The following is a 21077-nucleotide window of genomic DNA, read 5'->3' as shown; positions in this document are numbered from 1 at the left end:
ACTCACACCCTATGCGGCAACCGTAGGCGGGTTCGCAGATTCGGCTCAACCGGCTGCGTCCGTAGGGGGAACCGACGCTGTGGACGTTCCCGCGACAGGCTTCTTGGCAGCCTTTGCGGCGGGTTTCAGGGTGGCGATCTCGGCGCGCAGGGCGGCGATTTCGGCCTTCAGTGCGTCGAACTCGTCACGGCGCACCAGATCCATCTCGGCGACCATGCGGTCGGTCTGGGCGCGCCAGGCGGTCTTGGCCTCTTCGCCCGCCGCCTGGGCCAGGCCCATCGCACCGGTCGTCAGCTTGGCGAATTCGTCGAGGATGGGGTTACGCGTCTGCATGGAAATTCTCTCCGACTCAGCCGTGCCGAGTGTGATGATGGTCGGCCCGTTATGGTAAACGAAACCTTGATGTCCATGCCGCCGATGGCATCAGTGTGTCCCGGTGCAAAATGCCGCGACGCTGGCAGCGGTGCTTGCTAAAGCCAGAGTGACAACAGCCTTGAAGGAGGCCGCGTGCCCTTTCCCGATTTCGACCCGGTCCTGATCAGCATCGGTCCGCTGGACTTGCGCTGGTATGCCCTGGCCTATGTGGCGGGCATCGTCCTGGGCTGGTGGTATGCCAATCGTCTGGCAAAGAACGCGGCCATCTGGGCTCCGGGCCAGCCGCCGGCCACTACGACGCAGGTCGACGATCTGGTGCTCTACATCACCTTGGGTATCATTTTGGGCGGGCGTCTAGGCTATGCCCTCTTCTATCAGCCGCACCTGTACGGTCAGCTCGTCAGCGGACCGGACAACTTCGCCCTCTTCCGGCTATGGGATGGTGGCATGAGCTTCCACGGCGGGCTGATCGGGGTCAGCCTGGCGATCCTGTGGTTTAGCTGGAGAAACAAGATCAGGCTGCTGAGCCTCGGTGATCTGGTCGCGCCGGTCGTGCCGATCGGCCTGGGCTTCGGCCGTCTGGCCAACTTCATCAATGGCGAGCTGTACGGCCGCGAGACGACCGTGCCGTGGGGCGTCAACTTCTGCAACGACCGCATGCGCGACATCTTTGGCCCCACCTGTCAGGCGGTGACCAGCGAGGGTCTGATCGTCGGCCCCGGCGACGTGGTGCGTCACGCCAGCCAGCTCTACGAAGCCGGGCTTGAGGGGATCGTGCTGTTCGGCGTGCTGGCGCTGGCGGTCTACAAGTGGAAGCTTCTGAAAAAGCCGGGATACGTTACAGGCATCTTCCTGTTCGGCTATGGCCTGATTCGGGCCTCGCTGGAGACGGTGCGCCAGCCGGATGCGGGGCTGGAAAACCTGCCGCTGGGTCTGACGATGGGTATGACGCTGTCCATTCCGATGATGCTGATCGGAGCCTGGCTGATCTGGAGGGCCTGGAGCCGCCCGCCGATTCAGGCCGCGGCCTGATCCATGGAGACGGCCACCAACTTGGCCCAGCGTCTGGCCCGCGAGATCGCCCTGACGGGGCCAATGACGATCGCGGACTATGTCAGCCGCTGCCTGCACGATCCGCAGGAAGGTTACTACGCGACCCGTCCCGCCATCGGGGCGACGGGTGACTTCATCACCGCCCCGATGATCAGCCAGATGTTCGGCGAGCTGATCGGCCTTTGGGCGGTCGAGACGTGGGAGCGTCTGGGCGCGCCCGAGCGGGTGAAGCTGGTCGAGGTCGGGCCCGGCGACGGCACCCTGATGGCCGATGCCCTGCGGGCTGCGCGACTTGCCCCGGCGTTTCTGCAGGCGGTGGATGTCGTGCTGATCGAGCCCAGTCCCCCGCTACGTGCCGCTCAGGCGCGGATGCTGGCCGATAGCGACGTGCATCCGCGCTGGGTCTCTGATCTGGGAAAGGTCGAGACTGATGCGCCGGTCATTCTGATCGCCAATGAGGTGCTGGACTGTCTGCCAGCGCGACAGTTCGTGAAGACGGAGGACGGCTGGGCCGAGCGACGGGTGGGCGTCACCGACGACGGTGCTCTGACCTTTGGACTGGTAGCCATCAGCGGTGGGTTCAAGCGACCCGACTTCGCGGTCGAGCCGGGCCAAACGGTGGAGATCTCCGACCAGCAGGCGGCATTCGGACGCGATGTGGCGACCCTTGTTAAAGAGGCGTCAGGCGCGGCCCTGCTGATCGACTATGGCCGGTCGCGGCCCGAAGCGGGCGATACCCTGCAAGGTCTGCGGCGACATCAGAAGGTCGATCCACTGGATACGCCCGGCCAGACCGACCTTACGCAGTGGGCCGACTTTCCAGCGGTCCTGGACGCCGCCATCCGCGCCGGGGCCGACGTCACGGGCTGCATAGGTCAGGGCGAGTTCCTGAAGCTGCTTGGCATCGAGGCGCGCGCCGACCGGCTGAAGGAGGGTCGACCCGAAGCCGCCCCCGTCATCGACCGCCAGATGGAACGCCTGACCGCCGACGATCAGATGGGCACACTGTTCAAGGTCTGCGCGATCTTTTCGCCGCGCACTCTGGTCGTGCCGGGGTTCGACACATGACCGACGCTGCCCTGCTCGCTCCTGTCACCCACCCATTGCTGGACAAGGCCAGCATACGTCACGGCTTCTTTACACGTCAGGGCGGGGTGTCGACCGGCCTCTACGACAGCCTCAACACCGGTGTGGGCTCGTCCGATGATCCCGCCGCCGTCCAGGAGAACCGCCGCCGGATCGCCGTGCACCTGGGCGGCACGCCCGAGGATCTGGCCGCCTGTTATCAGATCCATTCCGCCGTTGCCCGCGTGGCCGAGGTCGGCTGGCGTGGCGACCGGCCCGAGGGTGATGCCGTCGTCACCGCCAAAAGCGGCCCGATTTGCGCCGTCCTGACCGCCGACTGCGCGCCCGTGCTTCTGGCCGATACTGAGGCAGGCATCGTCGGTGCGGCCCACGCGGGGTGGAAGGGGGCGCTGGGCGGAATCGTCCATTCTACCGTGTCGGCCATGCAGGCCCTGGGGGCCGAGCCATCCCGCATCGTCGCCGTCGTCGGACCTTGTATCGCGCAGCACAGCTATGAGGTAGGGGCAGACTATCAGGATCAGTTCGAGCACCACCAGCCTGGCAGCGGACGCTTCTTTGTCGCGGGCGCGTCAGCCGACAAGCGATTGTTCGACCTGCCGGGCTTTGTACTTTGGCGACTGGAGCAAGCGGGTGTCGGAGAGGCCGCCTGGACCGGTGACGATACTCGGGCAGACGAGGCGCGCTTTTTCTCCAACCGCCGGGCCTTTCTGAGGGGCGAGCCGGATTTTGGACGGATGATGAGCGCGATCAGCCTGGGCTGATCACGGAGCCGTCCGCTGCCCCAGCCATCCCAGAGCGATGTCCAGCCCATCTCCGCCGTCGGGCTTAGTGGCGGACGCGATGAGCAAGTCATGTCCAGCCCCGGGCAGTTCGCGATACTCGACCTCGACGCCCTCCCGGCCGCTTAGCACCTCGGCGAGGCGGCGGGCGGAGGTTACCGGCGAGGACTGGTCCTCGGAGCCGTGCAGGATAAGTACCGGACCGCGCCAGCCTTCCATCTGACCTGAACAGTCCAGCGGCAGGGCCGACCACCACCAGATCTCGGGGTTGGTGGCGCCCAGCCAGGTCTGACCGAGGCGGGGGTCGGAACGCACCCGATCCATCTCTTCGCCGATCCGACCCGCGTTCCGGGTCAACTGACGCATATCGGCCTCGAACGAGGCGCCGCCGGCGGTGCTCATCAGGGCCAGCGCCCCGACGTCTTCCGTCGCGCCCGCCGCGGCGCAGGCCGGCATGCCGCCCGCCGAAGTTGCGATCAGATGGAAGCCGCCAGTCCGGGGCAGCGACAGGTCCCGCTTCAGCCAGGTCATGGCCCGGATGACGTCCAAGGCCCGACGGGATTCGACCGACGCCGCCTCATAGGCCGGATCACAGGCGTCCGGGTTGTCCCACGCCGCCTCCTTGTCGACGGAGACGACCCAGCGCGCCGCCGCGCCGTCGATGATCCGAGGCATCCAGCTGCGATACTCGTTCTTCAGACAGTCCGAGCCGCCTAGCACGAGGATGGCGCCCGGAGCGCCCTCGCCTCGGTCCCAGACGGCGACATCGATTGTGGTGCCGTCACCGCGAGGTATTTCAAGCCGACGTGGTTCTCCCGGCGTCTGCGCGGCGGCGTTCGATATGCAGAAAAGCGAAAACAGCAGCGCCGTTACAAAGCGCCGCATGTCTTTCAGCCCGCCATCGCAAGTTCAGGCACGCGGGTGACTTCGCGCCAGGCCTGAGGATTGGCCAGCAGCTCGCGGACCAGCAGGTTGTTGATGGCGTGACCCGCCTTGACGCCTTCATACCGGCCCAGCAGAGGCGCACCCAGGACATACAGATCGCCGATGGCGTCCAATGCCTTGTGCCGGACGAACTCGCGCTCCATGCGCAGGCCGCCGGGGTTCAGGATCTGATCGCCGTCGATGACCACGGCGTTCTCAAGGCTGCCGCCGCGGGCCAGACCAGCGCGACGCAGGGCCTCGACCTCATGAGCGAAGCCGAAGGTGCGGGCCGCCATGATCTCGGCGCGGAAGGTGTCCTCGTCCACCACGAAGTCCACGACCTGATTGCCGATGACGGGAGTCGGAAAGTCGATCTCGAACCGCATCTCATAGCGATCGCAGGGCAGCAGGCTGGCGGACTTGTCGCCGTCCTGAACCCGGATCGGCTCCAGGATTTCGATGTAGCGCACGGGGGCCGACTGGCGGCGGAAGCCGGCGCGGTCCAGAAGTTGTACGAACGGCAGGGCCGAGCCGTCCAGGATCGGCAGCTCCGGGCCATCGACCTCGACCACGGCGTTGGAGATACCCAGGGCCGCGAACGCCGCCATCAGATGCTCGATGGTCGACAGGCGAACACCCGCCGCATTCTCGATCATGGTGTTCAGGCGGGCATCGACCACGGCCTCACCAGAAACAAGGATGCGATTGTCGCGATCGGTGATGTCTGTACGCACGAAGACGATGCCGGTGCCCTCGGCCGCCGGGCGCACAGCCAGGCGAACACGGTCACCCGTGTGCACGCCCACGCCGGCGATGATCGCGGGCGCGACGGTCGTCCTCTGGCGGTGGTCGAAACGGGTGGGCACAGACAGTCTCTTTCCAACTGGCGACATGGTTAGCGGATTTCGCCTGAGGAGCGATGTAGCCAACCTTTCGCAAGAGCGAAATCAAAGTCCGGTTTCGGATTGTTTCGGTCTGCAACCGTCGCACAGCGCCAAAGACGCCAAGGGCCAAAGAAAAACCGCCCCGGCTCTTTGGCCGAGGCGGTCGATCAATCCTTGCGCTGGCCTAGTTGGCCAGACGGCGCAAAAAAGACGGTATCTCCAGGTCGTCCTGGGCCTCCGGCTCCGGCGCGGGCTGGGCCGAGCTGGTCGGCCGCATCTGTGGGGCGTAGTTCGACTGTTGGGGCTGCGGCTGACGCTTGCCACGCCCGAACAGGCTCCAACCGCTCTTGCGATGGTCGCGATCGTCATAGTCGTCATACGCGGGTTGCTCGTCGCGCGTCTGAGAGGCGGGCTGCTGATATCCCCGATCCGTGTACAGGTCGCCTTGTGGGGCCGGAGCTTCCGCTGCCGTGCGCGGAGCGCTTTCGTACTCTTCGACCCACGGATCAACGATCGGCTCCAGCTTGCGCTCTTCGGCGACGTGGATCACCGGCTCGCGAACCGGCTCCGGGGCCGGCGCTTGATAGGTCGGGGCCTGATAAGACGGGGTCGTCTGGAAGGTCGGTACGACGGGCGCGGCCTCGGACCGGACCGGCTCGGAGCGAACCGGCTCGCTGCGGACGGGCTCGGCGGCACGGGGCGCATAGGTCGGGGTCGAACGGCGGCTGTCGATGATCGAGGAGCTCGTCGTCGGCGGGGCCTTGGCCACGGCCAGGTCTTCCATGCCGGTGGCGACGACCGAGACGCGGATCTTGCCGTCGAGGGCCGGATCGAAAGCGGCACCGAAGATAATGTTGGCGTCGGAATCGACCTCGCCGGCGATGGCGTTGGCGGCCTCGTCGACTTCCAGCAGGGTCATGTCCATGCCGCCGGTGATGTTGACCAGAACGGCCTTGGCCCCCTTCAGGCTGGTTTCGTCCAGCAGAGGGTTGGCGATGGCGTTTTGGGCCGCCATCAGGGCGCGATCATCGCCCGAAGCCTCGCCCGTGCCCATCATCGCCTTGCCCATCTCGGACATGACAGCGCGGACGTCGGCGAAGTCCAGGTTGATCAGACCCGGCAGGATCATCAGGTCGGTGATCGAGCGGACGCCCGAGTGCAGCACCTGGTCGGCCATGCCGAAGGCGTCGGCAAAGGTCGTGCGCTCATTGGCGACGCGGAACAGGTTCTGGTTCGGAATGACGATCAGGGTGTCGACGTAGCGTTGCAGCTCGGCGATGCCCGCATCGGCCAGCCGCATGCGGTGACGGCCTTCGAAGGTGAAGGGTTTGGTCACGACGCCGACGGTCAGGATGCCGCGGTCGCGCGCACACTTGGCGATGACGGGAGCCGCGCCAGTGCCGGTACCGCCGCCCATGCCGGCGGTGATGAAGACCATATGGGCGCCTTCAAGGTGCCCGTAGATTTCCTCGGCGCTCTCCTCCGCGGCGTTCATGCCGACTTCCGGGTGGGCACCAGCACCCAGGCCCTGCGTGATCGTCTCGCCCAGCTGAACCCGGCGGTCGGTCTTGGCGAAGCTGAGGTGTTGCGCGTCGGTGTTGGCGACAACGAACTCGACCCCCTCAAGGCCGGCATCGATCATATTGTTGACGGCATTGCCGCCTGCGCCACCCACGCCGAAGACGACGATCCGGGGTTTCAGATCCGCGCTTTGCGGACGTACCAGCGAGAGAGACATATTCTATAGACCCTATCCGACCCTGCCCTGCAGTTCCGATGCGAAATCCCCGCCGATTCGCATTGGTTATGAGCGCGTTAAGGAAGCGCCCAAACTGCTTAAGAGAAGGTTACCGGATAGCTTGAGTCGGCACGCATGCCACGGAATTCGTTAACCTTGGCCGCAGTTTAGAGAGGTCAATCCACAACCAAATGAAAAAGGGCGGCCCTTGCGAGCCGCCCTTTCCGTGCCTCTTGGAAGCGATGTTTCTTAGAACACCTTGTAATTCAGACCCACGAAGAAGCGACGACCGTAGGGATCAAAGGTCGAAGCGAAGCCGAGGTACATGGGCGGCTCGACATCCGTCAGGTTGGTCACGCCGGCCCGCAGCTGGAGCTGTTCGGTCACGTCGTAACGAACGTTCACGTCGTGACGGACGAAGTTGCCCGTGTCGTACCAGTCGGTCGGCGACTGATCGAGGTTGCCCGAGGCCACGACGTTCCGGATCTTGTTGAGATCCTGAGCGACCATGAAATCGGCCTGCCAGCTGATGCTGAACTTGTCGTTCGGCGACCAGGTCAGGCGCGAGGTTCCTTCGAAGCGCGGATAGAAGACGCCCGTTGCCAGATCCGTGAACTCGTTCGGGTTCGTCAGGCTGGTGAACTGCTTCTGTTCGATCAGCCACAGGGCACCCAGCTGATAGCCGATCTGACCGAGGTTCACACCGAACATTTCTTCTGTGTCGATGCTGTAGCTGGCCGTGATGTCCAGACCGCGGGTTTCCAGCTTGGCGAAGTTCAGGGTCTGCAGGGTGAAGCCACCCAGCGGATCGCCGACAGGGCCACCGATCTTGAAGACGTTGAACGGATCCGCATCGTTGTTCGGGTTGTTGCGGCGTACCAGGCTACAGGCCAGGGCGTCGAGCTGGGCACCGTTCACGCACTGCTCGGCGATCTGCTGGCCGCTGGGCGTGGTGATGACGTCATCGATGGTGATCTCGTAGTAGTCGAGCACCAGGCTGAAGTTCGGGATGAAGCGCGGACGCAGCACCGTCGAGAAGGTGAACGATTCCGACGTTTCGGGACGCAGGCCCGGGTTGCCGCCCAGAACGCTGGCGATGCCAGAGCCGTAGGTCGGACGATAATCGTCAGCGGTGGTGACGGTAGCGTTGCTGAAGTCGTAGGTCAGACCCCGCTGCGCTGCCAGAGCCGTACAGTTGGCGATCCGGTTGGCGCGGATCGTCGCGGCGTTGTCACCCGCGAAGGCGGCAATGGCGCGCGAGTCGCACGGATCGGTGAAGGGCGGGTTGACGAACGTCTGGACGTTGGGACGGAAGTTCTCGGTCAGGTTCGGCGCGCGGAACGCGGTGTTGAAGCTGGTCTTGAACGTGATGTCCCGGATCGGACGATACACCAGGCTGACGCCATAGACGTCGCCCGTACCCGAGGTGGTGTAGTCGAAGTAGCGATACGAACCGCTCAGCTCAGCAAACTCACCCAGCCAGCTGTCACGGAACAGCGGGATGGCCAACTCGCCGAAGAATTCTTCGGTTTCGTATTCGATGCCCAAGAAGTCGGGACCGGTGTTCAGCTGCAGCAAGCGACCGTTGGTCGAGCGGTTGCGGCCGATGCCGTCGGTGTACTCGCGGCGATACTCCGCGCCGAGAGCAAAGCCGATGGCACCCGCACCCCAGAAGTCGCCCAGTTCACCACCGAAGGTGGCGACGGCGCTTTCCTGGATGTTGGTTTCCTCAACTGTGACCGAGGCCGAGATGTAATCGATGCCGGCTTGCGACTGGTTGCCTGCACCAAAGACGTTCAGAGGCACACAGCCAGCGATTTCCGGGTTGGTCGCCGGGTCGGTGTAGACCTGGGTGGCCGTTCCGGGGTTCTGCTCCTGGATGGCGATGCCGCGAGCGGCCAGCAGGCGAACCCGGCAAACCACTTCGCCAGGGCGGCCGTTCACTTCACCGGCGGTATCGACGACCGAGTCCATCGCGTGACCGAAGCGGATCGCGTCAGGGCCGGTTTCGATGTTGGTATTGTTCATCTCGCCATAGGTATACGAGATACCCCAGTTGGCGTTGTTGATGAAGCCGATCCGGTCGTAGCTGCCTTCCAGGGCGGCAACGTAACGCTCGATTTCGCGGTTGTTCTGCTGCTGGCGCGGAATACCGAAACCGCGGTGCAAGGCGATTGGCGCAGCGACAGGAGCGCCAGGCGCACCCGGAGCGTCCGCCGTGGGGTCGGCGTAGGGGATGAAGGTGTTGTTGCGGATGGCCGTGACCAGATTGGCCGGCAGGAAGGCATTGTCCAGGCGCGTCGCGAACGAGCTGGTGCCGCCGATCAGGCCGGGGGTCAGGCCGTTGTTACACGTGCGGGCAGGCGAGCCGAAGGGCGTGCCGCCGCAGCCCAGGCCAGCGTCGACGATGAAGATATCCCAGAACGAGAACTGGCCCTGGTCGAAGGCGTCTTCGGTCGTGAACTTGGCCTCCAGTGAAGCGCGGATGTTGTCGTTGACCTGGAAGTTGGCACCGACCTGATAGCGCTGCGATTCCTGCTCGGGGAAGCGCGTCAGGGCGTCGAAAGCCGTCAGGTTGGCCAGTTCACCGTCACCGCCGATGTTCCACGGACGGCTGGCACCGGTGTTGCCGATACGCTGCCCGAAGTTGGCCAGGCGGGCGGTCGTGCCCTCGAACCAGTAGGTGTAGGCCGGGTCGACGTTAAAGCAGTTGCCGGACGTCGAGAAACTACGGCAGGCCGCGACCGGAATGTCTGGATCGGTGGTCGGGCTGGGGCGCTGCATGTTGGCCAGGGTCGTGGAACCCCACTGCGGGCGGTCCAGACGACGGGCGTTGTAGAACTCGGCAACGTCGATGAATCCGTCCGTGGGACGACCGATGGCCCGGTTGGTGGGATCGGCGTCGATGCCCAGCGACACGCGGCTGCGCGAGATCCAGTCGATCTGATCCGAGCGGACCGAGTCAGCCTTTTCGTACTCACCGAAAGCGTACAGGTTCAGGCGGTCGTCCAGCAGGTTGATACCACCCAGAACCGACACACGGCGGGTCGCTGCATCGCCACCCTGGACCAGCTCACCGTAGTTGGCGTCGATCTCGAGGCCTTCGTAGTCCTTGCGCAGGGTGTAGTTGATGACACCCGAAACAGCGTCAGCGCCGTAAACCGACGAGGCACCACCGGTGATGATCTCGATGTTCTGGATCAGCAGGCGCGGGACAGTCGAAACGTCGACAGCCAGGTTACCGGCCGAGGAACCGACATGGCGACGCCCGTCGACCAGCGTAAGCGTACGGCCCGATCCCAGCGAGCGCAGGTTGGCGAACTCCAGACCGCCGTCGTTCAGGCCAGAGCCGGTCGTATCGGACGGCACCAGCGAGTTGGACAGTGCGGGAATGGTGGCCAGATAGTCGATGACAGTGGCTTGACCCGTGTTCAGCAGGTCAGTGCCCTGAACGGTCTGAATCGGCGCTGCGACGGTGGTTGGGTCGCGACGGATGCGCGAACCGGTGACGACAACCTCGCCAATTTCTGTGGCTTCGGGATCCTGCGAGGCAGGCGCCGATTGTGCGAAGGCCGGAGCCGTGACCGCCATGACGCCCGCCAGGATCGTCGTGCCGAAGAGATACTTGCGCTTCAAAAGCATGTGTAGGGCCCCAACCAGATAAAGGATGCAAGACGCGAATCCCACCGAACGGTGCAATCCGCTTCATTTTGCACGCTTACCAGTATCGGCGTTCACGGCAAGCGATTGTGTCCACTTGGGGGCCAATCGATGCCCTAGATGTTACAATCTGGACACAGTGCCGTCATACGCCCGACCAAACCGGGCTTGGCAGCCACAGCGTGCCGATCTGTTACAGGTTTTTCTGCAGCCAGCCGGCCATTCGCGCCACAATCCCGCCTTGGTGAACGCGCGGCGCGTCGGCCGCCGTGATCTGGCGGGACATGAGTTTACGGGCTGAAACGGCCTCGCGCGGGCCATAGGCGGCCCTAAGCAGAACGCCAGCGGCCGAACAGAACGCCGGGCCGGAGGCGGCATCGGCCAGGTGAGGCGCGCGTTGTGGCTTGCCCAAGCGTACCGGGCGATCGAACACGCGCACGGCCAGTTCCCGCACGCCGTTCAACTGGCTAGCCCCGCCAGTCAGGACGATGCCGGCACCGGGCTCCAGCACGCCTGCGGCCTTTAGCCGGTCGCGCAGCAGCTCCAGCGTCTCCTCGACGCGCGGGGCGATGACGGTCTTCAGCATGGCCCGCGGCACGACGACGGAGCCTGCGGAGGGGTCCTCGCCACGCGGCGGGGCCTCCAGCATTTCGCGGTCTTCGTGAGCGGCGGCCATGGCCGAACCGTGGAGGGTCTTCAGACGCTCGGCCCCGGCGCGGGACGTCGACAGACCTCGGGCAATGTCAGAGGTGACGTGATCACCGCCGACATTGATGGATTCGATGTGCAGCAGAGACCGACCAGCCCAGACGGCTGCCGTGGTCGAGCCCGCCCCCATGTCGATGCAGACGCAGCCCAGGTCCATTTCGTCGTCTTCCAGCGCGGCCAGGGAAGACACGACCGGTGCCGAGGCCACGCCCTGCAGGTCGAGGTGCGCCAGTTCCAGGCAGTGGCTCAAACCGTTGAAGGCGCTCTCGGCCATGGAGACGACCAGCAGGTCGAGGCCCAGCGACGTACCACGCATGGCGCGCGGATCGTGCACACCCTTAGCCCCGTCGACCGACCAGTTGATGGGCAGAACGTGGATGGGCCTGCGGTTCGGATAGCGGATCTGAGCCAGGGCCATGGCGATGGCGCGCGCCAGGTCGGCGTCGCCAACGGGATTGCTGCCTAGGGAGACGCGGGCCTGCACCCGATGGCTGGCCATCTGGCCGATGGCGGTGGTGACGACGACGCCGGAGACGGGCGAGCCCGCCGCCTTCTCGGCCCGTTCGACCGCGTGACCGATAGCCTGGGCCGCTTCGTCCATATTGACGATGCCGCCGCCGCGCACGCCGCGCGACTGCACGTGGCCGGCCCCGGCGACGCGGATGGTGCGGTCGGCATGGCGCACGCCCTCGGGCTTCATGATGAAACAGGCGACTTTGGACTGGCCCAGGTCCAGTGCGGCCACGACGGGCGCGCGCCCGGCCGCGCCCTTGGCACCGTTGATCGTCTTTTCCGTCGTCCGCACAGCCATGATCGTCTCTTCTTGTTCTTGTCAGGTCGCGCTGTCGGAGCGGCGCACGGCCAGCTCCTCGGGCGTTCGCAGATCGATGCGGGCAAAGCCCAGCTCCAGCAGCCGCTCGCGCTGATCCAGCGCATCCAGGCGGATCAGGGCGGCTTCCTGTTCTGTGGCCGGCAGCTGGATCAGGCCGCCGTCCTTGAGCAGCAGGTTCCAGCGGCGGTTGTCGACGCGCACCATCGCCTCGACGCGGCTCTGCAGGCGCGGACGCTCGGCGATCAGGGGCAGAATTTCAGACGCGGTCTCATTAGCCCCGGCTCCCACGACCAGCGGCAGATTAGGATAGCGGCCGGCGTCGGCCCCTTCGATCACCTGACCCTTGGCGTCCACGACGAAGTTACGGCCACCGGACTGCCAGACGGCCATGCGGTCGTGTTCGATCACCTGAACCACCAGCCGGTCGGGCAGCAGGCGGACGACCCGCGCCTCCCTGACCCAGCCGACCTGTTCGACCCGCTGGCGAATGGCGTCGAGGTCGAGGGAGGTCATGGGCTGATCAGCCGTGACGGCGATGGCCCGGCGGATGGCGGCATTGGCTTCGGGCGATGAGCCGCGAATATCGACCTGGGCCAGCTTCAGCCCCATGGCGGCGGTTGCGCCGTCCACGCCGTTGGATAGGGAGTTGCCGATCCGCTCGGCCCGCGCGCCGGTCGCCAGAACGCCGCCCAGGACGACAACCCCGGCGACCATGGCGATGATCACGGCGCGCGGTGACATGTCCAGCCGGCCCAGCACGGCCATCTTGCCGGGCACGCCGGGGGCATTTTTAGGCGCACGTCCGCGACCGCCCGATTTCGGGGCGGCGGTGCGTTTCGGAGGCTGGCCGGCATTCTGTCGCCGGCCGCCGCGCACTACCGCGGGCATGAGGCGTCCTCCACCATCCATCGGACCAGGGTTGGGTAGTCCATACCGACATGGGCCGCCTGCTCTGGAACCAGAGACGTGGGGGTCATGCCGGGCTGGGTATTGACCTCCAACAAGACGAGATCGTCGTTAATATCGTCATAACGAAAGTCCGATCGCGACACGCCGCGACAGCCCATGGCGACATGGGCCAGCTCCGACTGGCGCAGGGCGCGCTCGAACACCGCAGGCGGCAGCCGGGCCGGCAGGACGTGGCGCGATCCGCCCGGAGCGTACTTGGCTTCGTAGTCGTAGAAGCCCTTGGTCGGGGTGATGTCGGTGACGGTCAGGGCGCGTGGGCCGGTCGCCTCGCCGATGACGGTGACGGCCAGTTCGGCCCCCGCGATAAAGGGCTCGACCATGACCAGGTCGCCATAGGTCCAGTCGTCGGCGGCGGGAGCGGCACAGGGCCCCTCGCCTGCCCGCACTAGATAGACGCCGACGGACGAGCCCTCGGCATTCGGCTTGATGACATAGGGCGGCGGGATCACGTGGCCAGACGCCACGGCGAACCGGTCGAACAGGCCGCCGCCCGGCACGACGACGCCCGCGGCCCGCAGCACGGCCTTGGACTTGTCCTTGTCCATCGCCAGAGCCGACGAGAGCACGCCAGAGTGGGTGTAGGGGATCTGCAGCGTCTCCAGAATGCCCTGGACGCAGCCGTCCTCGCCCCATTCGCCATGCAGGGCGTTGAAGACGACGTCGGGTTTAAGCGTGGTCAGGACCTGGGCCAGATCGCGGCTCGCGTCGATGCAGCTGACCCGCGCCACCTGGCCTTCGAGGGCGTCGGCGCAACCCTTGCCGGACGACAGCGACACCTCGCGCTCGGACGACAATCCGCCCATCAGGACGGCGACGTGCAGATCAGCGAGGGGGCGGGTCATGGGGCGATGAACTCAGAGCGGGCGGCCGATCCTCTTGATCTCCCAATCAAGGTTTACGCCGAGTTTACTTTTCACATCCGCGCGGACGGTTTCTCCCAATCCTTCGATATCCGCCGCCGTCGCGTCGCCTGGATTGATCATGAAGTTGGAGTGGAGCTCGCTGAACATGGCCCCGCCGCCGGTTTCGCGATGCAGCTTGCCGCGCCAGCCCGCCTCGTCGACCAATTTCCAGCTGGAATGGCCGGGCGGGTTCTTGAAGGTTGAGCCGCCGGTCTTTTCGCGGATCGGCTGGGTCTGCTCGCGGCGGCTCGTGATCTCGGCGATGCGGGCGGCGACGGCGTCGGGCGCATCGGGCGTGCCTTGGAAAACGCCTTGCATCCAGATGATCTGGCCCTCTGGAACTTGGCTGTGCCTGTAGGTGTAGCCAAAATCTTCAAGCTCAAAGACCCGCATCTCCCCGGTCAGATCAAAACCCCACGCGCTAACCAGAACATCCTTGGTTTCAGACCCATAACAGCCCGCATTCATCGTTATGGCACCCCCAATCGTGCCAGGAATGCCCGCATAGAACTCCAACCCAGCGAGACCCGCCTTGGCAGAAGATCTGGCAACCATGGCATCGAGCGCACCAGCCCCCGCCATCACTTGCTGGTCTTCGGGCTCAATATGAACTTCTGCAAAGGCGCGACCGGCGAGCCGAATGACAACGCCTTCAACCCCACCATCTCGGACGATGACGTTGGAGCCAACCCCCAAGACGGTGATCGGTACTTCCCCGCCAAGCTCGCGCAAGAACTGGCTGAGGTCTTCCTCATCAGCCGGGATGAACAGGACATCGGCGCTTCCGCCCACGCGGAACCAAGTGAAGGGAGCGAGAGGTTCGTCGAGCAGCAGCTTGCCGCGGACGGAGGGGAGATGGTTACGCCAGGTCATTCAGGCCTCGCTGATGCTGTCCTTCTCCCATTGGGAGAAGGTGGCGGGGCGGAGCCCCGTCGGATGAGGGTCGGCTGCGCCCTTCGGCGTAAGCCGCAGATTAGACAGGTGACGCGGCCTTGCCGATTTCAAACAGTAACCCCTCACCCTTTCGCGCAAGAACGACGGCAAGGCCGTCGTGCGCTCAAGCCCTCTCCCGCTGGGAGAGGGTGTCACGATGAATGCTCCAACTGCCCCGGCAGGGCATAGGCCCACTGGGTGATGTCGCCGGCACCCAGCAGGACGACCAGGTCGCCCGGCCTGGCCTCGCCGGCGACGACAGTGGCCAGCGCCTCCACGCCGTCCAAGGCCTGGACCGAGCGGTGGCCGAAGCGGCGGATGCCTTCGACCAGGGCGTGTTTGTCGATGCCGTCCAGAGGCTCCTCGCCCGCCGCATAGACGTCGGCCACGATGACGGCGTCGGCGTCGGAGAAGCAGGTCGAGAACTCCTCCATCAGGTCGCGCAGGCGGGTGTAGCGGTGCGGCTGGACCACGGCGATGACGCGGCCGTGGCCCTCGGCGTTCTGGGCCACCTGGCGGGCGGCCTTGAGGACGGCGGCGATCTCGACCGGGTGGTGGCCATAGTCGTCGACGATGCGCACGCCCTTGACGACGCCGGTGGTGGTGAAGCGCCGCTTGACCCCGCCGAAACCGACCAGACCGGCCTTGATGGCGGCGTCGTCCACGTCCAGTTCGCGGGCGACGGCTATTGCCGCCAGGGCATTGGCGACATTGTGGCCCCCGGCCATGGGCAGGTGCAGGCCCTCGATACGCGTTTCGTCCGCCTCTGTGCCCGCGCCCTTGAAGACCACGTCGAAGCGGCAGCCGTCGGGGCCCATGTCGATGTTGTCGGCCCGGACCATGGCCTGCGGGTTCAGGCCATAGGTGACCAGGCGGCGGTTATCGATGGCCGCGACCAGACGCTGGACCTCCGGATGATCCAGACAGACGGCGGCGAAGCCGTAGAAGGGGATGTTCTCGACGAAGTCGACGAAGGCCTTTCGCACCCCGTCGAAGTCGCCGTAGTGATCGAGGTGTTCGGGGTCGATATTGGTGACTATGGCCACGGTGGATTTCAGGCGCAGGAAGCTGCCGTCGCTCTCGTCCGCCTCGACCACGATCCAGTCGCCGTCCCCGACCTTGGCGTTGGTCCCATAGGCATTGATGATGCCGCCGTTGACGATGGTCGGATCTAGACCGCCCGCGTCCAGCAGGGCCGCGACCATGGAGGTCGTCGTGGTCTTGCCGTGGGTGCCGCCCACCGCGATGGAGAATTGCAGCCGCATCAGCTCGGCCAGCATCTCGGCCCGACGGACCAGGGGGATGCGGCGGGCGCGCGCCTCGACCATTTCCGGATTTGTCGGCTGAACCGCGGTGGAATAGACCACGGCCGAAACGCCCTCGCCCAGATGGGCCGCGTCATGGCCGATGAAGATGCGGGCACCCAGCTTTTCCAGCCGTTCGGTATTGGCGGATGCCTTGGCGTCCGAGCCCTGAACCGAATAGCCGATCTTGAGCATGATCTCGGCGATGCCGCTCATGCCGATGCCGCCGATACCGACGAAATGCACCGGGCCGAGATTGAAGGGGACGGGTCGAAGGCGAGCGATCATCCCAGCGGATTAGCAAACGGGGGCAGCGGCGCAAGGTACTCCTTATCCCCTAATCCTCCGCCACGAAGTCCTGGGCGAACTCGGGGCTGTCCTCGTCGCCGGGCAGAAGGGGCTCGTCGTCGCCGTCGGAGGCGCGGGACGGGTCGGGAACCTCGAAGCCGACAGGAATGGACAGGTCCAGCAGGCCGGCGGCCTTCATCTCCTGCACGCCGGGCAGGTCGTAGAGGTTGGACAGGCCGAAATGCTCCAGGAAGCGGTCGGCGGTCGCATAGGTGACGGGGCGACCAGGCGTGCGCCTGCGCCCCTTCAGCTTGACGAAGCCCATCTCCAGCAGCAGGTCTAGGGTGCCGCGCGACAGGGAGACGCCGCGCACGCTTTCGATCTCGGCGCGGGTGCAGGGCTGGTGATAGGCGATGATGGCCAGGGTCTCGAGCGCGGCCTTTGACAGACGACGCGGCTCCTCACGCTCTTCGGTCATCATGAAGGACAGGTCGGCGGCGGTGCGGAAGCGCCAGCGGTCCGCGACGCATTCCAGCTCGACCCCCCGGCCCTGATAGCGGTCGCGCAGTGCCGAAATGGCCCCACCGACGTCGGCCCCCTCGGGCAGGCGGCGGGCGATCTCGGCGGCGGACAGGGGCCCGGAGGCGGCAAACAGCAGGGCCTCGACGCGGCGTTCAATCTCGGTATCGTCGGGCGCGAACTGGATCATGGCGTCAGTTCCAGCGGCATCCCCTGCCCCCGCCGCTTCAGATAGACCTCGGCAAAGGCCGTCGCCTGCTTCACGTCCATCGCCCCCTCCTTGACCAGTTCCAGACTGGCCGAGAGGGTGGAGGCGGTAAAGCTGGCCTGGGAGGGGCCGTCGGTGTCGGTGCGTTCGGGCGCGACGCGGTCCAGCGGCGTCCACTGGTCCATGCGGGGCAGGATATCACGCAGCCAGTCGCGTGCGGCCTCCAGGCCGAAGGCCTCGACGCGCTGGCCGGGATTGTAGCGGCGCTGCTCCTCGCGCCGCCGCTGGGTGACATAGGCGGCCATGAGTTCGTACAGGCTGGCGTCGATGCGGTCGGACGGGACGATGACGGTGGCCTCCGGATCGCCGCGTGTAAAGACGTCGCGCTTCAGCTGGGGTCGGCTGGTGATCGCCTCGACCGCGCGGCGCATGGCCTCCAGCTTTTGCAGGCGGAACGCGAGGGCGGCGGCCATTTCTTCAGCGGGCGGTTCCTCGCCCTTGCCCTTTTCGGTGCGGGGCAAAAGCAGGCGGGACTTCAGATAGGCCAGCCAGGAGGCCATCACGAGGTAGTCGGCCGCGAGGGCGAAGTTCCGGCGCCGCGCCTCATGGACGAAGGCCAGATACTGTTCGGCTAAGCGGGTAATCGACAGCTTCAGCAGATCGACTTTCTGTGTGCGGGCGAGCGCCAGTAGGACATGAAGGGGACCCTCATAGCCTTCTAGATCGACCACGAAGGCCTCGCGCGCATCGACCTGTTCGACGGCGGTGAAGTCCAGATTGGGCTGGAAGGCTTCGGTCATGACCTAGGCCTGCGCCTCGCCGACGGCCGGTCCGCGCGCCGCATCCAGCTTTCCGGCCAGCATGGCGTCGAAACGGGCGCGGGCCTCGAACTCATCCAGCGGCTCGGGCGTGTGGACGATGCGGGCCAGGGCGGCCTCGGCACGGCGCCTGGCCCCGCCCTTCAGCTTGCAGGTGCCCTCGGCCACCTGACGCATCTCTGCCAGGTCGCCGTTCCAGTGGATGACGAGATCGCAGCCGGCCTTCAGCGAGGCCTCGGCCCGCTCGGTCAGGGTGCCGGACAGGGCGTTCATGACCAGATCGTCGGACAACAGCAGGCCGTTGAAGCCCAGATGTTGCCGGATCAGCTTGATGGCCTTCTTCGACTGGGTTGCGGGACGCTTTTCGTCGATGGCGGTGAAGACGATGTGAGCCGTCATCGCGATCGGCATGTCCGACAGCGTCCTGAACGGTGCGAAGTCCCAAGCGTCCAGGGTGTCGAGGTCGGCGTGGACCGTCGGCAGCTCCTTGTGACTGTCGGCAAAGGCCCGGCCGTGGCCCGGCATGTGCTTGATGACCGGCAGGACACCGCCCGCCATCAACCCTTCCGCAGCGGCGCGGCCCAGCTGGGCCACGGTGGCGGGATCGGTCGCATAGGCGCGGTCGCCGATGATGTCGTGAGCCCCCGGCACCGGAACATCCAGCACGGGTACGCAGTCGATGGTGATGCCGACGGCCCTCAGATCGTGCGCCATCAGCCGTGCGCCCAGCCGGACCAGCTCGCGCGCGGCCAGCGGGTCGTTGGTCGCCTTCAGATAGGCATTGCCCGGCGGATATTTGGGCCAGTGCGGCGGACCCATGCGCTGGACCCGGCCGCCCTCCTGATCGATCAGGATGGGGGCGTCCCAGCCGACGCTGTCGCGCAGATCGGCGGTCAGGGCACGAACCTGATCCGGGCTGTCGATGTTGCGCCGGAACAGGATGAAGCCCCAGGGCCGGACCTCGGCGAAGAAGGCCCGCTCCTCTTCCGTCAGGCGATGGCCGCTACAGCCGTATATGGCGGCGCTGGTCACCGGGGTCAGCGCACGATGCAGTCGCCGCCCGAGGCCTTGATCGCATTGCACAGGCCGGTGGCCTGTTCGCGGCTGAGGCCCGCCACGCTGGTGCGATACAGGGTCGAGCCGCTGGAGGACTGGACCTCCTGGATGCGACGCGAGCCGCCCTGGGTGAAGCGGGAGTAGCGGCCGACGACGGCATTGTACTGGGTCTCTGCGATGCCGGGCGTGGAGAAGGCACCGATCTGGACGCTGGCGCCGCCGCCGGTGGCGGCGGGCGTCGAAGGCCGGGTTTCGGCGGGCGGCGTAGCTGGGCGGGTCGCGGGCGGGGTGGAAGGCGCCGGACGGACCACCGGTGGGGCGGTGTCCAGCGGACGAGGTTCGGGACGGGGTTGCACCTCTTCCGGCGGGGCGGTGAAGGTCGGGGGCGTGGTCGGCACGGCCTCGGAATTGTCATAGACGTCGATGCCGGCGGCCGGATCAACGGGTTGGGCGTCGATGGGCGGTGCGGTCTTCATCTCGCCGACGACGGTGCCGACGGCGGGAGGCGCATCCTCGGACTGTTGCAGGCCGCCCATGTTGTACAGAACGATGACGCCGACGATCAGGGCCAGCAGCACCAGGGCGCTGACGATCAGGGTCACGGGCGGGGCTTTGCCGCCGCCACCACCGCCGTTGCCGCCCCCGCGCGGACGACGCGGGTCATAGCTCTGGCGGTCGAAGGGCAGGTCGTCGTCGGTCGGCGGCGTATAGGCCCCGCGGTCGCGGCCCGTGTTCGGACGGTAGGGATCTTCGTGTGACATCGGTCGCGCCTTCGAGAGTGCCCACGCGAATCGCACGCGCGGGTGATCAGTCTAGCCGCCCCTCAGCCAGGAATCACAGATCGAGGGCGAGGTCGAGGCTGAACAGCTTCTTGTGTTCCTCGATGGCGTAGCGGTCGGTCATGCCCGCGATATAGTCGCAGACCGCGCGGGCCCGGCGCGCCTCGTCCACGCCCACGGCCTTGACCGACCATTCAGGCGGCATGGTTTCGGGTTCGGCCATGAACAGCTGGAACATCTCGGCGAGTATCCGCCGGGCCTGGCTGCGGGTGCGGTTGACCCGGTAGTGGCGGTACATCCGTTGGTACAGGAACTGGCGCAGCACCCCCAGATCGGCCAGCATCCGTGGCGAGAAGGCCACCAGGGTGCGGTCAGCGGTGCGCACATCCTCGGTCGAGCGGATACCGGCGGCCTCGATGCGGGCTTCGGTTTCGGCCAGGACATCCTCGACCATGGCCCCGATCATGCGACGCACAGCCTCGATGCGGATCATCCGCTCGTCGATATCGGGCCAGTCGCGGCGGGTCTGATGCAGGATCGGCCCGATCAGGGGCACCTGGGCCAGGTCGTCGAGGGAGAACAGGCCCGCCTGAACCCCGTCGTCCACATCGTGGTTGTTGTAGGCGATGTCGTCGGCGATGGCTGCGGCCTGGGCCTCCAGCGAGGCGAAGGTGCCCAGACGCAGGTCCCAGCGCGGGGCATAGTCGGCGACGGCCTTCCACGCGGGTTCGGCCAGCATGTGACTGACCGGGCCATTGTGCTTGATGACGCCCTCGATGGTTTCCCAGCTGAGGTTCAGGCCCTCGAACTGGGGATAGCGTTCCTCAAGTTCCGTCACGACGCGGAAGGTCTGGACGTTGTGATCGAAACCGCCCCAAGGCAGCATCTGGGCCTGCAGCTCGTCCTCGCCCGCATGGCCGAACGGCGGATGACCCAGGTCATGGGCCAGGGCCACGGTCTCGGCCAGATCGGTGTCCAGCCGCAGGGCATGGGCCAGAGAGCGGGCCATCTGGGCGACCTCCAGACTGTGGGTCAGGCGGGTGCGATAGTGGTCCCCCTCATGGGCGACGAAGACCTGAGTCTTTTCCTTCAGGCGACGGAAGGCGGTGGCGTGGATGATGCGGTCGCGGTCGCGCGCATAGGCGTTACGCGTGCGGCTGATGGGCTCGTGCGTCAGGCGACCCCGGCTGTGTTCGGGGTATTCGGCATAGGGGGCGCGTTCGAAAGACACGGATGGCGGCTCATTCGATGGGGCCGACCGT

The 21077-nt window shown here is 66.0% G+C and carries 18 protein-coding genes; 3 read left to right on the top strand and 15 right to left on the bottom strand.

Translation table 11 applies throughout. The features are described from left to right. Positions 1 to 45 precede the first annotated feature (45 nt). Positions 46 to 333: an accessory factor UbiK family protein gene (locus tag ACE3TH_RS09410; protein ID WP_292175619.1), complete on the bottom strand. Its 288-nt coding sequence runs from the start codon at positions 331 to 333 to the stop codon at positions 46 to 48. A 174-nt stretch (positions 334 to 507) separates the two neighbouring features. On the opposite strand from ACE3TH_RS09410, the gene lgt reads away from it, so the two are divergent. From lgt to pgeF, 3 genes are read left to right on the top strand one after another with little or no spacing between them, the layout of a single operon-like run. Next, complete coding sequence (lgt, locus tag ACE3TH_RS09405) at positions 508 to 1407, top strand: prolipoprotein diacylglyceryl transferase (protein ID WP_374599492.1); 900 nt, start codon at positions 508 to 510, stop codon at positions 1405 to 1407. Between the two features lie 3 nt (positions 1408 to 1410). Continuing rightward, positions 1411 to 2496: a class I SAM-dependent methyltransferase gene (locus tag ACE3TH_RS09400; RefSeq protein WP_374599491.1), complete on the top strand. Its 1086-nt coding sequence runs from the start codon at positions 1411 to 1413 to the stop codon at positions 2494 to 2496. After that, complete coding sequence (pgeF, locus tag ACE3TH_RS09395) at positions 2493 to 3275, top strand: peptidoglycan editing factor PgeF (RefSeq protein WP_374599490.1); 783 nt, start codon at positions 2493 to 2495, stop codon at positions 3273 to 3275. The genes ACE3TH_RS09400 and pgeF overlap by 4 nt, the downstream gene beginning before the upstream one ends. Here the strand turns inward: pgeF and ACE3TH_RS09390 are convergent, their stop codons facing one another. The 14 genes from ACE3TH_RS09390 to ACE3TH_RS09325 all read right to left on the bottom strand — a co-directional run bounded on the left by ACE3TH_RS09390 (position 3276) and on the right by ACE3TH_RS09325 (position 21046). Next, a complete protein-coding gene (locus ACE3TH_RS09390; RefSeq protein WP_374599489.1) occupies positions 3276 to 4178 on the bottom strand; it encodes an alpha/beta hydrolase in 903 nt (300 codons plus the stop codon). Between the two features lie 5 nt (positions 4179 to 4183). Then, a complete protein-coding gene (lpxC, locus tag ACE3TH_RS09385) occupies positions 4184 to 5110 on the bottom strand; it encodes a UDP-3-O-acyl-N-acetylglucosamine deacetylase (RefSeq protein ID WP_374599488.1) in 927 nt (308 codons plus the stop codon). 175 nt (positions 5111 to 5285) lie between these two features. After that, a complete protein-coding gene (ftsZ, locus tag ACE3TH_RS09380; protein WP_374599487.1) occupies positions 5286 to 6839 on the bottom strand; it encodes a cell division protein FtsZ in 1554 nt (517 codons plus the stop codon). A gap of 249 nt (positions 6840 to 7088) precedes the next feature. Continuing rightward, entirely contained in the window at positions 7089 to 10481 is a 3393-nt protein-coding gene (locus ACE3TH_RS09375) for a TonB-dependent receptor domain-containing protein (protein WP_374599486.1), read from the bottom strand. 211 nt (positions 10482 to 10692) lie between these two features. Then, positions 10693 to 12018 carry a cell division protein FtsA gene (ftsA, locus tag ACE3TH_RS09370; protein ID WP_292175487.1) on the bottom strand — a complete coding sequence of 442 codons (1326 nt, stop codon included), beginning with the start codon at positions 12016 to 12018 and terminating at the stop codon, positions 10693 to 10695. Positions 12019 to 12039: 21 nt separating this feature from the next. After that, positions 12040 to 12927 (bottom strand): cell division protein FtsQ/DivIB, encoded by an 888-nt coding sequence (locus ACE3TH_RS09365; protein WP_374599485.1) that lies wholly within the window; start codon positions 12925 to 12927, stop codon positions 12040 to 12042. Continuing rightward, positions 12915 to 13850 (bottom strand): D-alanine--D-alanine ligase, encoded by a 936-nt coding sequence (locus ACE3TH_RS09360; RefSeq protein ID WP_374599484.1) that lies wholly within the window; start codon positions 13848 to 13850, stop codon positions 12915 to 12917. Before ACE3TH_RS09360 ends, ACE3TH_RS09365 begins: the two co-directional genes overlap by 13 nt. A gap of 12 nt (positions 13851 to 13862) precedes the next feature. Next, positions 13863 to 14783, bottom strand: coding sequence for a UDP-N-acetylmuramate dehydrogenase (gene murB, locus ACE3TH_RS09355; protein WP_374599483.1), 921 nt, complete (start codon positions 14781 to 14783; stop codon positions 13863 to 13865). Between the two features lie 212 nt (positions 14784 to 14995). Beyond that, positions 14996 to 16435 (bottom strand): UDP-N-acetylmuramate--L-alanine ligase, encoded by a 1440-nt coding sequence (gene murC, locus ACE3TH_RS09350; protein ID WP_374599482.1) that lies wholly within the window; start codon positions 16433 to 16435, stop codon positions 14996 to 14998. Between the two features lie 49 nt (positions 16436 to 16484). Then, entirely contained in the window at positions 16485 to 17144 is a 660-nt protein-coding gene (scpB, locus tag ACE3TH_RS09345) for an SMC-Scp complex subunit ScpB (RefSeq protein ID WP_374599481.1), read from the bottom strand. Beyond that, on the bottom strand, positions 17141 to 17962 hold the full coding sequence (locus ACE3TH_RS09340; protein ID WP_374599480.1) for a ScpA family protein: 822 nt from the start codon (positions 17960 to 17962) through the stop codon (positions 17141 to 17143). The genes scpB and ACE3TH_RS09340 overlap by 4 nt, the downstream gene beginning before the upstream one ends. Before the next feature lie 3 nt (positions 17963 to 17965). Continuing rightward, complete coding sequence (gene nagZ, locus ACE3TH_RS09335) at positions 17966 to 19012, bottom strand: beta-N-acetylhexosaminidase (RefSeq protein WP_374599479.1); 1047 nt, start codon at positions 19010 to 19012, stop codon at positions 17966 to 17968. A 5-nt stretch (positions 19013 to 19017) separates the two neighbouring features. After that, complete coding sequence (locus ACE3TH_RS09330; protein ID WP_374599478.1) at positions 19018 to 19797, bottom strand: SPOR domain-containing protein; 780 nt, start codon at positions 19795 to 19797, stop codon at positions 19018 to 19020. 73 nt (positions 19798 to 19870) lie between these two features. Beyond that, on the bottom strand, positions 19871 to 21046 hold the full coding sequence (locus tag ACE3TH_RS09325; RefSeq protein ID WP_374599477.1) for a deoxyguanosinetriphosphate triphosphohydrolase: 1176 nt from the start codon (positions 21044 to 21046) through the stop codon (positions 19871 to 19873). Between the last annotated feature and the right edge of the window lie 31 nt (positions 21047 to 21077).

It is taken from the genome of Brevundimonas sp., assembly GCF_041919755.1.
Lineage (GTDB): Bacteria > Pseudomonadota > Alphaproteobacteria > Caulobacterales > Caulobacteraceae > Brevundimonas.
Note: the sequence above shows the minus strand (reverse complement) of the source record. Positions and strands in the feature narration are given on the sequence as shown.